Below are 13,961 nucleotides of genomic sequence, written 5' to 3' on the forward strand. Positions count from 1 at the left end.
ATTCAAGCATGAACGGCTCCCGTATAACTTTCGATGACGGCCGGATCGCGGAAGACGCAATCGGGCGTGCCGTCGGCGATCAGCTGGCCAAAATTGAGCACGGCCACGCGCTGGCACAGATTGCTGATGGTTTCGATATCGTGCTCGATCATGACGATGCCCACGCCAAAGGCCGCGTGCAAGTCCTTCAGCATGCCCATGAAGCGGCGCTTGCCGTTCGTTTCCAGGCCGGCCAGCACTTCATCGAGCAGCAGCAGTTTCGGGTTCGTCGCCAGCGCCTTGGCCACTTCCAGCGCTTTGAGTTCCGTCAGCGCCAGTTCGCTGGCCGCGTCGCGCCCGGCCTTGCCCGCCAGGCTCGTGAAATCGAGGATTTCATCGATCTTGCGCATGTCGACCTTGCCGGTGCCGAAGCGCTGCGCCACGATCAGGTTTTCGCGCACCGTCAATTCATGCATGGGCTGCGGAATCTGGAAGGTGCGGCCCAGTCCCAGGCGCGCGCGCTGGTACATGGGCGTGGCCATGATGTCGCGCCCCTCGAAGCGGATGCTGCCGCTGGTGGGACGCACCAGGCCGGAAATCGCATTGAACAGCGTGGTCTTGCCGGCGCCATTCGCGCCCACCAGGCCGATCACGTCGTGGCTGCCCACCTTTAACGTGACGGAATCGACGGCCGTCAGGCCGCCGAAGCGCACGGACACATTATCGAGTTCAAGCATGTGCGTTCTCCTTCGCTTTCTCCTTGACCAGCGCTTTTTTCAGCAGCGGCAGCAGGCCGTTCGGACTGAAGACGATCATCGCCACCAGCAGCACGCCCAGTACCAACTGGTGCCCGGTGGGGATCAGCGACTTGAAGATCAGCTGGTCGACCAGGTAGACCACCACGGCGCCCAGCACGGGGCCGAGTATCGTGCGGTAGCCGCCGAAGATGGCCGCCACGATCGGTAACGTCACCCACAGGCTGTTGAAGGCGTAGTCCGGCTCCAGGAAGTTGATGTAATGGGCATTGAAGGCGCCGAACAGGCCCGCCATGAAGGCCGACACCAGCAGCATGGCGCCTTTCAGCAAGGTGCTGTTGACGCCGACGACGCGCGTGGCGTCTTCGCTGTCGTGCATGGCGCGCAGGGCGATGCCGTAATGGCTGGCGCGGATGCGGCTGTAGGCAAACGCGCAGCACACCACCAGGGTCAGCACCACCAGGTAGGCGCCCGTCTTGCTGGCCAGATCAAAGCCGAAGACGGTGGGCAAGGTGGGGATATTGTTCACGCCACCGGCGCCGCCCGTCACCGAGCTCCATTCCGTGGCCAGGATGCGGAAGATGTGGGCGTAGGCGAGGATGGCCAGCGCAAAGTACGGCCCGCGCAGCCGCAGCACGGGCAACATGATGACGGCGGCGATGGCCGCGCCCGCGCCACCGAGCAGCATGGCGGCAAATACGGGCACGCCCAGTTTCACGGTCGTGAGGGCGGAGACATACGCGCCCACGCCAAAGAACGCCGCATGGCCGAAGCTGACCATGCCGCCCAAATTGCCGAGCAAGGCCCAGGACATGGCCACGCCGCCGATGATCAGGGCCGCCACCACCATGCTCATCACATATTGGTTGCCGCCCAGGGCCAGTGGCACGGCGACATACGCGGCCAGCAGCAAACCGGCCGTTGAAAGGAAAGTTGAGCGCTTCATCCGCGCCTCCGTTGTGCGCCGAACAAGCCGTTCGGCATGATGAACAACACCAGCAGGAACAGCACCATGCCGGACAATTCCTGCAGCGCGGAGCTGGCCAGGGTGACGGTCAGCGCTTCGGCCACGCCCAGCAGCACGGCGGCCAGCAGCACGCCGGGAATGGAACCGATGCCGGCCAATACCGTGATGATGAAGGCTTTCACCGTCAACGCGCCGCCGTAGGCAGGCTGGATCACGCCATAGCTGAACAGGGCGACACCGGCGAAGGCGGCCAGGATGCCGGCAACTAAAAAGGAGACCAGTTCAGTGCGGCCCGGGTCGATGCCCATCAGCTTGGCCGCATCGCGGTTGCTGGAGACGGCGCGCACGGCGCGGCCATACCAGCTGGTGGCCAGCCAGCGCCACAGGGCCGCCATCAGCACCAGGCTGACGCCGAAGAAAATCACTTCGCTGCGCATGCTGAAAAACGGGCCGATCTCGATGCCTTCCTGCAGCCAGCTCGATGAGGTCGAGCGGATGTCCGCTTTCCACACCAGCAAAATGACATTGGTGAGTATCACGCCAATGCCGTAGGTGAGGATCAGCGAATTGATTTCGCGGTCCTTCTTGATGCGGCTGACGATCAGGTACACGCCCACGGACGTCAGGCTGACGATCACCAGCGCGATGGGAATGGCGAACATGGGCCCCAGGCCCAGCCCCGACTCCACGCTGTAGGCGATGTAGGCGGCCAGCAGCACCAGTTCGCCGTGCGCCAGGTTGATCACTTTCATGGTGCCGAAGACCAGCGCCAGTCCCAGTGCGATCAGGGCGTAGGAGCCGCCCTGTAGCAAGCCTGAATACAGGGCTTGCAAGATTAATTCTGTCATGTCGTCATCCCGTCAGGCAGCCCTGGCGCCGCGTGTACACTGCGCAGAACTGCCGTTCATCGGTGCGCGCCCGGCAGGCGCGCGCGTGTGCAGCGGGAGGCTGCCTACCAGGGCAAGGCTGGATAGGCCAGCTTGCCCGTCGCGTGTTCCTTCGGCCAGACGATCACCACTTTCTTGTCCTGGTGCTGCGCCATGCGGTGCACGAAATTCTGGTTGTCGCCGTTGGCGGCGAACTGCACCCGGCCGATCAGGGTTTCGCGGTCCGTCTTGCGCATCTCGTCGGCTACGCCGCCCTTCTTGAGCGTGCCCTTGTCGGCCGCGCGCGCGATGGCTTCGAACAGCAGCATCGATTGCACATAGCCGAACTGGCCCAGGTAGTCCGGCTCCTTTTTGTACAGCTGCTTGTAGGCTTCGCTGAAGGCCTTGCCGTCGGCCGTCTTGAATTCGGTCGGAAAGGGCAGCAGGGCCGTGCCGAAGACGTTCGGCATCAGGTCGGGGAAGTCGGATGCCATCTTCGGCGTGGCCAGCGACCACACGCCCACCATGGCCTTGATCTTCGGTTTCAGGACGCGGGCGGCGCGGATGATGCCCACGTAATCGTTTTCGTAGCCGACCATGGCCACCACCTCCGATTTATCCTGCAGCTTGATCTTGTTGATGATGGGCTTGAAGTCGGTAATGGCCGGGTCGAACGAGTGCGTCGTCACCTTCACGCCCTTGGCCGTCAGGGCTTTTTCCACGTCTTTCGCCAGGCCCGTGGTGGCGTCCTTGGTCGAATACACGATGGAGACGGATTTGGCGCCCACGTCGGCAAGCAGTCCCAGCATGGCTTTTTCGTAGCCGGCCGTGTTATTGATGCGGAAAAAATTCTTGCGCCCGCTCGCTACCAGGCTGTCGTCCACGCCGCCCGAGGTGATGTAGACGAGGCCCAGTTTGTTTGCCGTGTCGGAGGCGGGCGAGATATTGTTCGAGCCATAGCCGCCCGTGATGGCCACCACGCCCTGGCTGGCCAGCTTTTCCACGGCGGCGATGGCCTTGGCGGGCGCCGATTCGTCGTCGACGGTGATGATCTTGATGGTGTGCTTGCCGTTGGTCTTGTTGAAGACCTCCGCCGCCACCATGATCCCTTCCTGCATGCCGGCGCCGACCCGCGCTAGGTTGCCCGTCAGCGGGATTTCCGCGCCGACCAGGAATTCGTCGGCGCTGGCCTGCGTCATCCAGGCGCTGGCAACCAGCGCTGCCATGGCGATGCGTGTGTAGGTGCGTTTCATCGTGTCTCCTCCGGTGATGTGGCTTGGTTTTATTCTCGGGTCTGGTACTACATGGTCAACTTATCGTGCATTCTGCGCCATTTGCCGCAGCTGCCCCTTTAAAATCTTGCCCGTGGCGGCCGCCGGCAGCGCTTCCATGACGATGATGGCGGACGGGCACTTGTACGGCGACAGCGTTTGCGCCAGCCATGCCTGCAATTGTGCCACGCTGGCTGGCTGGCGCGGGTCCAGCTCCACGTAGGCGATGACGTCCTCGTTGCCATCGTCCAGGGTGCGCCCGACCACGGCCGACTGCACCACGGATGGGTGGGCGTTGAGCGCCGTTTCCACTTCCAGCGGATACACATTGAAGCCGGAGCGGATGATCAGTTCCTTGGTGCGCCCGACGATGAACAGCGCGCCGTCCGGCTCCTGGCGCGCCATGTCGCCCGTATTGAGCCAGCCGCCGTCGCGCATGGTGGCCGCCGTCATGGCCGGTTCGCGGTAGTAGCCGGCCATGATGTTCGGCCCGCGTATCCACAATTCACCCGGCTCGCCAGGCGTCACGTTCGTGCCTGCCACGTCCACCACGCGCACTTCCACGCCGGGGATCGGCATGCCCACCGAATCGTCGCGGCGCGGCGCTTCCAGGCGCGTCTGGCTGATGGTGGGCGCGCTTTCCGTCATGCCATACCCGTTGTGCAAGGCTGTCCCCAGCAGCTTTTCCACCTCGCGCTTGAGCGACGGCGCCAGCGGCGAGCCGCCCGCATACGCAAAGCGCAGCCGCGTGGGCAGCGGCGTATCGGCGCCGCCCAGGGTTTGCAGCAGCTTGGCATACATGGCTGGCACGCCCTGGACGATGGTCAAACCGTCATTCTTCAGGGCCGAGAGCAGGCCATCGACGGAAAAGCGCGGCACCAGGTACAGCGCGGCGCCCGCATACAGGGTACCCAGGGCCACCGAGGCCATGCCGTACACGTGCGAAATCGGCAGCACGCCGTAGGCGCGGTCGCTGCGCGTCAGGCCCCGCAAGGTGCTGGAGACGGCGGCGATGAACAGCAGGTTGCGGTGCGTCAGCATCACGCCCTTCGACTGCCCCGTGGTGCCCGTCGTGTAGATCAGCGCGGCCACCTGTTCGTTGCCGGGCACGCAGGCTTCGGCGATGCTGGCGTCATTCAGTTCCCCCGCCAGCAGCTCGCCCATGCCGTCGACCGTGGCGCTGGCCGCGCCCAGACGTGCAGCATGTGCGGCCGCTTCCGGCGAGGCACCGGCCAGGAACAGCACGCGCCGCGCCGAACTGTGCGTGGCGATGGTGTCGATCTCGCGCGCCGACAGCCGTGCATTGACGTTGACGATCCACGCATCGATGCTGGCGCAAGCGAAGATCAGCGCCACTTGCAGCGCGCAGTTCTCGCCCACCACCATCAGGCGGTCGCCGGCACGCACGTTCAGCTGGCGCAGCAGCAGCGCGGCGCTTTCCACACTGTGCTGCAACTGCGCGTAGGTCCAGCTGCGGCCCCCTTCATGCAGCGCTGGCGCATCGGGCGCGCGCGCTGCCCAGTGGGCGGGGATGGCCGACAGGCGCGCCGGCAAGCCGGCCAGCAGGGCGGGAATGTCCATCGCGGCCTCCTTCACTTTTGCGCTGCCTTGATCATGTTACGGGCGATGACGATCTGCTGGATCTGCGTCGTGCCTTCGTAGATGCGGAACAGGCGCACGTCGCGGTAGAAGCGTTCGGCCGCGTATTCGCTGATATAGCCGGCGCCGCCGTGGATCTGCACGGAGCGGTCGGCCACTCTGCCGCACATTTCGGAGGCGAACAGCTTGCAGCACGACGCTTCCGTCGAAATGTCTTCCTTGTTGTCGCGCCGGCGCGCGGCGTCGAGCACCATGCTGCGCGCCGCGTAAATCTCGGCCTTGCTGTCGGCCAGCATGGCCTGGATCAGCTGGAATTCGGCGATGGGCTGGCCGAACTGCTGGCGTTCCATGGCATACGCCAGGGCGTCGCCCAGCATGCGTTCGGCCGCACCCACGCAAACGGCGGCGATGTGCAAACGGCCCTTGTCGAGCACCTTCATGGCCGTTTTAAAGCCCACGCCTTCCTTGCCGCCGATGATGTTCGCGGCCGGGACGCGGCAGTTTTCGAAGATGACGTCGCAGGTATGCGCGCCTTGCTGGCCCATCTTTTTATCGATTTTTCCCAGCGAGAGGCCCGGCGTATCCTTTTCCACGATGAAGGCGGAAATGGCCGAGGCGCCGCGCTTGACGGGGTCCGTGCGTGCCATCACCGTGAAGATGCTCGCTTCGGGCGCGTTGGTGATATAGCGCTTGCTGCCGTTGAGGATATAGAAGTCGCCATCGCGCACGGCGCTCGTGCGCAGCGATGCCGCGTCGGAGCCGGACCCCGCTTCCGTCAGGGCGAACGAGCCGATGATCTCGCCGGCCGCCAGCTTGGGCAGGTAGTATTGTTTTTGCGCTTCCGTGCCGTCGATCACGATGCCCTGCGAGCCAATGCCGTTGTTCGTGCCGATCAGCGAGCGGAAGGCGGGCGAGGTGCGGGCGATTTCGAAAGCGACCCTGACTTCCTCTTCCATGCTCAGTTCCAGGCCGCCGTAGGCTTCCGGGATGGACAGGCCGAACAGGCCCAGTTCGCGCATCTGCGCCACGATGGCGGGCGGGATCGTATCCGTTTCGGCCACCAGCGCCTCGTTCGGCACCAGCACTTCGCGCACGAAACGGGCGATGCTGTCGAGCAGGATGTTCAGGGTTTCTTCGTCGCGTATCATCGGTTTCCTCGGCGCTTTGATTTGAGCTGTCGTTGAGAGGGGGCGCGCAGTCTAACCGCGGCCCAGGTTTTTTTCCACTGTCTTGACCAGGGCGACCAGGCGCGGTCCCAGGTCCGCTTCGAGTTGTTCACGCGAGAGCAAAAAGGCGGGGCCGCCGCAATTGAAGGCCATCACCTGTTCGCCATCGGCACCCAGCATGGGCACGCCCACCGCATGCACGTCGTTCTGCCATTCGCCGGCCGAGATGCAAAAGCCCCGGTCCTGGTAATCCTTGAAGCCTTGCTCGATGCCGGCCTTGATGCGCGGCCAGCGCTCCGTTTCGTGCTCGCGCGCATGGTCCATCAGGTAGTCGCGCTCGGCCTGCGGCAGGATGCACAGCAGGGCCTTGCCCATGGCCGTCGTCATCAGGGGAATGCGCGAACCAACGTCGAGGCGCAGGGTGACGTTGGCGCTGCTGCGGCAGGTTTCCACGTAGACCATGCTGAGGCGGTCACGCGTGCCCAGCGACACGGAAGCCTGCGCATGTTCGGCCAGTTCCTCCATCAGCGGGCGCGCCATCTTGCGCACGTCGAGGTTCGACAGCATGCGGTAGCCGAGGGCCAGTACGCCGGCGCCCAGCTGGTACTTGCCCAGGCTGTCCGAGTAATTCAGGTAGCCCAGTTTGGTGAGGGTATAGGTCAGGCGCGAAATGGTCGGTTTCGGGATGCCCGTGCGCTTGGCCATGTCCGCGTTCGACAGAAACACTTCGCCGGGGCGGAAGCACCGCAGCACTTCCAGTCCGCGCGCCAGCGCGTTGACGAACTGGCGGTCCTTGCCTTCTTCGTCATCGCTGAAGACGATGAGTTCCGGATCGGCTGCGGTTTGAATATTGCTCATGTTTGCCTTCATTTTTCTGACTCCCTGGAAATGAGTTTGCCTAGCCAGATCCTGCATGTCAACCGTTTTGTGAAACATTCGTTCGCACAGCGAAATGCTGCGGTGCATGAAATTTTCCTGGAAAATTGACCTGCATAGCTGTTACTGGCCTACTCGCTTGAGCATCGCTGTATACGTCTGTATATTGCGCCATGGGATGACGGCCACCGCACGAGTGGCCGCTTTTTTTGTATTTTTTTGTATATCGCTGTATAAGACGATATATAACGGAAGAGAACAACATGACGATGGTGAAACAGGTAATGGCAGGCGCCGTGATGCTGGCGCTGGCACAGCAGGCCGCTGGCAAGGAAGACGCGGATGCGGCGGCGCCGTTCGTGCTGGGCACGGTGACGGTGATCGGCCAGCGCGATCAGCTGGGGCAAGTAGCGCAGTTGGATGAGCAGCAGGTGGGCTCGCAAGTGAGCCGCGCCGAGATGCGCCGCTTTAACCGCGACAACGTGGGCGACGCCCTCAATTTGCTGTCGGGTGTGTCGCTGTCGACCAATTCGCGCAACGAAAAAACCGTCGCCATCCGCGGTTTCGATGCGCGCCAGGTGCCGCTGTACATCGACGGCATTCCCGTCTACGTGCCGTATGACGGCTACGTCGATTTCAACCGCTTCACGACTGGCGACCTGGCCGCCATCCAGGTGGCCAAGGGTTTCAGCTCCGTGGCCTACGGCGCCAATACCCTGGGCGGCGCCATCAACCTGATCTCGCGCAAACCCGTGGCGCGCCTTGAGGGCGATACCTCCATCGGTTTTGGCTCGGGCAGCGAGCGCCAGGTATCGGCCAACGTGGGCACCAAGCAGGGCCTGTGGTATCTGCAGGCCGGTGTGTCATACATCGACAGCGACGGTTTCCCCCTGTCGTCGGACTTCCACCCCACGGCCACGGAAGACGGCGGCATGCGCAACAATGCATATCGCAAGGATCATAAACTGTCGTTCAAGGTGGGCTACACGCCTGATGGCGCGCAGGCGGGCGACGAATATGCACTCAGCTACTACAAGCAGCATGGCGAAAAGGGCCAGCCGCCATCGACCAACCCCGTCGGCGCGCGCTACTGGCAATGGCCGTACTGGAACAAGGAAAGCGTGTATTTCGTCTCGCAGACGCGCCTGGGCCAGCAGGAACGCCTGAAATTGCGGCTGTACCACGATAGCTATGACAATGAAATCACCTCGTTTACCAATGGCAGCTACACGACCCTGAAAACCAGCGGCCAGGGCAGCGTCAGCGGCGGGCGCAGCATCTATAACGACCGCACGAACGGCGGCGCGGTGGAACTCGAATCGTTCCGCCTGGCCGCGCACAGCCTGCGCGTCGTTGCCAGCGTCAAGGCCGACGAGCATCAGGAACTGGACGCCAAGGGCGTGCGCAATACCTGGTACAAGGATGCCCTGTGGACCCTGGGCGCGGAAGACAGCATCGCCCTCAATGCGGCGACGGAACTGTCGCTGGGTACCTCGCGCAATGCACTGCGCCCGGACACCGTCTACAGCGCCGGCAATGCGTATACCTTGCCGGAGAATCAATCGGCCACCGACCTGCAGGCGGGCCTGTTCCACAAGACCGGTCTTGATGCGCGCGTGTATGCCAGCGTGGCGCGCAAATCGCGCCTGCCGACCCTGAAGGACCGCTACTCGCAGCGCCTGGGCACGTATATCGAAAACCCGGCCTTGCGCGCGGAGCAGGCGATGAACTATGAGCTGGGCTATCAAGGCAATGCGCAAGGCCTGGCGCTGGAGGCGGCGCTGTTCTACAGCGACGTGAAGGACAAGATCCAGAGCGTGGCGAACGTCTCGGGCGTGCGCGCCCAGATGCAGAACGCGGGCCGGGCGCACGTCAAAGGCGTGGAACTGGGCTTGCGTGGCCGCGCCGGCGCCTGGCTCGATTTCGGCGGCAACTACACGTATACGGACATGAAAAATGTCAGCGACCGCGCCATCCGCCTGACGGACGTGCCGCGCCACAAGCTGACGGCGCACGCCGTGCTGCACGCGGCGCGCCAGGTCGACGTGGTGGCCGTCGCTGAATCGAACAGCGGGCGCTGGGTCTCGAACACGCTGGAACTTGGCGGTTTTACGACGCTGAACCTGAAGGCCGTGGTCCGCCCCTTGCCGGCATTGACGCTGGAAGCGGGCGTGGCGAACCTGGGTGACCGCAATGTCGCGCTGTCCGACGGCTTCCCCAGCGCCGGGCGCACCTGGCTGGCAAATGCGCAATACCAGTTCTGATTTATCACTGTCATGAAAGGACACAGCATGTTGAAGACAATACTGGCTGGCTTTACCTCCGCGCTGCTGCTGGTTGCGGTGCCCGCATGGGCAGACCCGGCTCCGGCGCGCGACAACATGAGCCACGCGCTCAGCGTGACGGGCATGGTGGAAACGCCGCTGACCCTGAAGGTGGCCGACCTGCGTCAGCTGCCGCCCGCGAATGGCGGAGAGATTGCCGTCACGCGCCATAACGGCGACAAGGCCGAGACCATCACCAGCTACAAGGGCGTGCGCCTGCGCGACATCCTCGACAAGGCGGTGCTCGACGCACCTGGCCACAACGACGTCAAGAAGCTCGCCATCATCGCCAGGGCCACCGATAGCTACGCGGTGGTGTTTTCCTGGGGCGAGCTGTACAACGCGCCGGCCGGCGAGGGCGTGATCGTCTACTACGAAAAAAACGGCAAGGCGCTTGACGACAACGATGGCGAAATCGCCCTCATCTCGGCGAAGGATATCCGCACGGGACCGCGCCATGTGAAATGGTTGAACGGCATCGAGGTGCGCAAGCTGGTGGAGTAATGCAGTGACAAGGTCCGCCGCCGTGGAGCCATCCCCGGCGGCGGACTTTTTACATTGCCAGTGCTTTCCTCATCGCCAGTCCCGCCATGTCGAACAATCCCCGCGCCTTTGGTGCCAAGCCCAGCATGTGCATGGACGCATGGATCATGCCGTCGAGCTGCACGCATTGTGCCGCCACGCCGTCATCGTGCAAGCGCTGCGCATACGCCACGCCTTCGTCATGCAGCGGATCGAATTCGCACACCAGCACCGTCGCCGGCGGCAAGTCCTTCAGCGAGGCGGCCCGCAGGGGCGCAGCATAAGGCTGCGCGCCGTCGGCCGGCTCGTTCAGGTACGCCGACCAGCAAAACGCATGGCTTCCCGCGTCAGTGAATGGCCCTGCGCATAGCGCTGGTAGGATGGCGTGTCGAAGGCAAAATCGAGCGCCGGATACAGCAGCAACTGGTGCGCCAGCGCGGGGCCGGCCTGGTCGCGCGCCATCAGTGCCGCTGCCGCCGCCAGGTTGCCGCCCGCACTGTCGCCGCCCACGGCCAGGCGCTTCACGTCGATGCCCAGCGCCGCCGCATGCTCGGCGACCCAGCACAGCGCCGTGTAAAAGTCGTCCAGCGGCACGGGGAATTTGTGCTCCGGCGCCAGCCGGTAGTCGACGGAAAAAATCACGCAGCCGGTGGCGTTGGCCAGCGCGCGGCACGGATTGTCGTACAGGTCCAGTGAACACAGGCACCAGCCACCGCCATGCGCGAAGACGATGGCGGGCAGGGGCTTGCCCGTATCCGCGCCAGCCGGCACGTAGGCGCGCACGGTCAGCGCATGTTCGCCCGGCAGCACGTAATCCTTGATCGAGGCGACGTCTTCCAATGGCCCGTGCAGCTGGCGCAGCCCCGTTTCCGTGGCGGCGCGCAGGTCTGCCAGCGAGGCGGGCGGCGGCGCATTTTTGCTCTCTTCCAGCCAGGCGGCGATCAGCGGATCGAGGCTCATGCAGTGTCTCCCGCCAGGAAGGGCAGCAGGTAGGCGATGAACGCTTCCGGCTGTTCTTCCATGATGAAGTGGCCGCATTCGGCGACGATGGCGCCTTGTAAATGATCCGCCTTGCCCTGCATGATCAGCAGGGGCGCGTCATTTGTCGCGTGGTCGGCGCCGATGGCCAGCACGGGCATGGCCAGGCTGCGCTTGGCCCGCTCCAGGTTTTGCCGGATGGTCTCGGGAATGGCGCGGTAGTAGGCGAAGCCCGCGCGCAGGGCGCCCGGCGTGGCGTAGGCGTCCGCATACACGTCGACGGCCACCTTGTCGCGGCGGTACGACCAGCGGTCGAAAATGAAGCGGATGTACTCGCGCTCCTTGCCCGCCGTGAGCATTTCCGGCAAATCGAGCACCTGGTTGAACATGAAGTGCCACAGGAAGATATTGTCGGACGGCGCCACGAAGATGGGCGGAGCGGGTGCCAGGCCGGGAATCACGGCTTCCGTCAGCGCCAGTTTCGTCACGGCCTGCGGGAAATCGCTGGCCAGCGCATAGCCGACCCACATGCCGATGTCGTGGCCGACCACGTCGTACTGCGCGTGGCCCAGGGCCAGCATGGCGCGGTGCAGGGTGGCGGCCACGGCGCCCGTGTCGTAGCCATCGGCGGGGCGGCTGGAGTGGCCGCTGCCGGGCGGGTCGATGGCGATGGCCTGGTAGCCATTGGCGGCCAGCGCCGTCATTACGTGGCGCCAGGCATACCAGGTTTGCGGCCAGCCGGGAATCAAGAGCACGGGTTTGCCTGCGCCGGCAATCACGCAATGCAGGCGCTGGCCGTCGATGCGGACGTAGTCGTGTGTAAAATCGTTCATATGGTTTCCTTGATTAGTTGTGCTGGATGCCCAGCAGGGTATTGATCTGTTGCGCGCTGACGGGGGCGCCGGCGAAGTCGTCGAAAATTTTGTCGGTCACGGGAATGATGTGGGCGTTGATGAAGGCCACGCCTTCGCGCGCGCCCACTTCCTGGTCCTTCAGGCAGCATTCCCATTCCAGCGTGGCCCAGCCCGCGTAATCGTTCTGCGCCATCTTCGAAAAGATCGCCTTGAAATCGACCTGGCCATCGCCCAGCGAACGGAAACGCCCGGCGCGGTTTTCCCACGACTGGTAGCCGCCGTAGATGCCTTGCCGTCCCGTCGGATTGAATTCCGCATCCTTCACATGGAACATGCGGATGTGCTCCTTGTAGATATCGATGAATTCCAGGTAATTGAGCTGCTGCAGCACGAAGTGGCTGGGGTCGAACAGCATCTTGCAGCGCGGATGGCGGCCCACTCGTTCATAAAACATCTCGAAGCTGATGCCGTCATGCAGGTCTTCGCTGGGGTGAATTTCGTAGCACAGGTTGACGCCCTGTTCCTCGCACACGTCGAGGATGGGCAGCCAGCGGCGCGCCAGTTCGTCGAAGGCCGTTTCGATCAGGCCGGGCGGGCGCTGCGGGAACGGGAACAGATATGGCCAGGCGAACGAGCCGGAGAACGTGCCCATGTCGGTCAGACCCAGGCGCTTCGAGGCCATCGCCGCCAGTTTCACCTGCTCGATGGCCCATGCCGTGCGTGCTGCCGGCTGGCTATGCAGGTGTGCCGGTGCGAAGCTGTCGCACAGCGCGTCGTAGGCCGGGTGCACGGCCACCAGCTGGCCGAGGATGTGCGTCGTCAGTTCGCTGATGACCAGGCCATGGCCGGCCAGCATGGCCACCAGTTCATCGCAGTATTGCTGGCTGTGTGCGGCCTGCGGCAGGTCGAACAGGCGCGCATCCCAGGCGGGAATCTGCAGGGCCTTGAAGCCCATGCCGGCCGCCCACTCGGCGATGGCGGGCAGGGTGTTGAAGGGCGCCGTATCGGCGGCGAATTGGGCCAGGTGCAGGCTTGGTCCTTGGATGGTTTTCATATCGGCTCCTATTGTTTGTCGATCGACAAAGAATAGGTGAAATTGTTGGCGCGGTCAAGGCGTAGCTGCAAAATAAATCGCGAAGGCGGCTTGCGTGCCAGGCGTTATACTGGCCGCCAGTTTGCAAGCAGAGGATGAAAATGGCAGGAAGACCGAGGGAATTTGACCGCGCGCTGGCGCTGGCAAAAGCGCGCGACGCGTTCTGGACGCGCGGCTATGAAGGCGTGTCGATGGCCGACCTGGTGGCGGCGCTGGGCATCGCCTCGGCGCGCATCTATGCGGCGTTCGGCTCAAAAGAGCAGCTGTTCCGCGAAGCCGTGGAGCTGTATGAAACGGGAGAAGGCGCGTTTGCCGTGCACGCGCTGGCCGCCAGCCTGAATGTGCGCGAGGCGGTGGCGCGCATGCTGGAAGAAGCCGTGCTGCTGTACACGCGCAGCGGCCAGCCGCAAGGCTGCATGGTGGTCACGGCCGCCACGAATACGAGCGCGGAAAACGCCGGCATCGCCGACTGGCTGGCGCAGCACCGCCGCGCGCGCACGCAAGCCGTCATCGAGCGCTTGCGCGCGGCGCAGCTGGCAGGAGAGTTAAAAGGGGACGCCGACGTGCAGGCGTTGGGCGATTATTATGCGGCGCTGCTGCATGGCCTGTCGGTGCAGGCGCGCGACGGCATTCCGGCCGAACGGCTGCTGGCGCTGATCCAGCCGGCCATGGCGCCGCTGGCGCTGGCTATGGTGTAGAGAGTCTCAGGGC

General features: G+C 63.9%; 12 protein-coding genes and 1 pseudogene. 3 read left to right on the forward strand and 10 right to left on the reverse strand.

Annotated features, from left to right (window positions below; genetic code table 11):
- Positions 1–2: 2 nt before the first annotated feature.
- The 7 genes from CNX70_RS12210 to CNX70_RS12240 all read right to left on the reverse strand — a co-directional run bounded on the left by CNX70_RS12210 (position 3) and on the right by CNX70_RS12240 (position 7,461).
- Entirely contained in the window at positions 3–716 is a 714-nt protein-coding gene (locus tag CNX70_RS12210) for an ABC transporter ATP-binding protein (protein ID WP_096234900.1), read from the reverse strand.
- Positions 709–1,680, reverse strand: coding sequence for a branched-chain amino acid ABC transporter permease (locus CNX70_RS12215; protein ID WP_096234901.1), 972 nt, complete (start codon positions 1,678–1,680; stop codon positions 709–711). The genes CNX70_RS12210 and CNX70_RS12215 overlap by 8 nt, the downstream gene beginning before the upstream one ends.
- Complete coding sequence (locus CNX70_RS12220) at positions 1,677–2,549, reverse strand: branched-chain amino acid ABC transporter permease (RefSeq protein WP_071077978.1); 873 nt, start codon at positions 2,547–2,549, stop codon at positions 1,677–1,679. The genes CNX70_RS12215 and CNX70_RS12220 overlap by 4 nt, the downstream gene beginning before the upstream one ends.
- A 104-nt stretch (positions 2,550–2,653) precedes the next feature.
- Complete coding sequence (locus CNX70_RS12225; protein ID WP_096234902.1) at positions 2,654–3,820, reverse strand: ABC transporter substrate-binding protein; 1,167 nt, start codon at positions 3,818–3,820, stop codon at positions 2,654–2,656.
- 60 nt (positions 3,821–3,880) lie between these two features.
- A complete protein-coding gene (locus CNX70_RS12230) occupies positions 3,881–5,419 on the reverse strand; it encodes a class I adenylate-forming enzyme family protein (RefSeq protein ID WP_096234903.1) in 1,539 nt (512 codons plus the stop codon).
- Positions 5,420–5,430: 11 nt separating this feature from the next.
- A complete protein-coding gene (locus tag CNX70_RS12235) occupies positions 5,431–6,585 on the reverse strand; it encodes an acyl-CoA dehydrogenase family protein (protein ID WP_096234904.1) in 1,155 nt (384 codons plus the stop codon).
- Positions 6,586–6,636: 51 nt separating this feature from the next.
- On the reverse strand, positions 6,637–7,461 hold the full coding sequence (locus tag CNX70_RS12240) for an IclR family transcriptional regulator (RefSeq protein WP_096238417.1): 825 nt from the start codon (positions 7,459–7,461) through the stop codon (positions 6,637–6,639).
- 281 nt (positions 7,462–7,742) lie between these two features.
- Here CNX70_RS12240 and CNX70_RS12245 point away from each other — a divergent pair, with 281 nt between their 5' ends.
- Positions 7,743–9,743: a TonB-dependent receptor plug domain-containing protein gene (locus tag CNX70_RS12245; RefSeq protein WP_208624530.1), complete on the forward strand. Its 2,001-nt coding sequence runs from the start codon at positions 7,743–7,745 to the stop codon at positions 9,741–9,743.
- 27 nt (positions 9,744–9,770) lie between these two features.
- Complete coding sequence (locus CNX70_RS12250) at positions 9,771–10,307, forward strand: molybdopterin-dependent oxidoreductase (RefSeq protein WP_157750991.1); 537 nt, start codon at positions 9,771–9,773, stop codon at positions 10,305–10,307.
- 49 nt (positions 10,308–10,356) lie between these two features.
- Here the strand turns inward: CNX70_RS12250 and CNX70_RS29260 are convergent.
- The 3 genes and pseudogenes from CNX70_RS29260 to CNX70_RS12265 all read right to left on the reverse strand — a co-directional run bounded on the left by CNX70_RS29260 (position 10,357) and on the right by CNX70_RS12265 (position 13,211).
- Positions 10,357–11,363: pseudogene (locus CNX70_RS29260) on the reverse strand (alpha/beta hydrolase).
- Positions 11,282–12,136, reverse strand: coding sequence for an alpha/beta fold hydrolase (locus CNX70_RS12260; RefSeq protein ID WP_096234906.1), 855 nt, complete (start codon positions 12,134–12,136; stop codon positions 11,282–11,284). The pseudogene CNX70_RS29260 and the gene CNX70_RS12260 overlap by 82 nt, the downstream one beginning before the upstream one ends.
- A gap of 13 nt (positions 12,137–12,149) precedes the next feature.
- Positions 12,150–13,211: a sugar phosphate isomerase/epimerase family protein gene (locus CNX70_RS12265; RefSeq protein WP_096234907.1), complete on the reverse strand. Its 1,062-nt coding sequence runs from the start codon at positions 13,209–13,211 to the stop codon at positions 12,150–12,152.
- A gap of 140 nt (positions 13,212–13,351) precedes the next feature.
- On the opposite strand from CNX70_RS12265, the gene CNX70_RS12270 reads away from it, so the two are divergent.
- Positions 13,352–13,948, forward strand: a complete 597-nt coding sequence (locus tag CNX70_RS12270; RefSeq protein WP_096238419.1) for a TetR/AcrR family transcriptional regulator — start codon at positions 13,352–13,354, stop codon at positions 13,946–13,948.
- The last annotated feature ends 13 nt before the right edge of the window (positions 13,949–13,961 follow it).

Origin of the sequence: Janthinobacterium svalbardense, from assembly GCF_002327145.1 — a bacterium.
Lineage (GTDB): Bacteria > Pseudomonadota > Gammaproteobacteria > Burkholderiales > Burkholderiaceae_D > Janthinobacterium > Janthinobacterium tructae.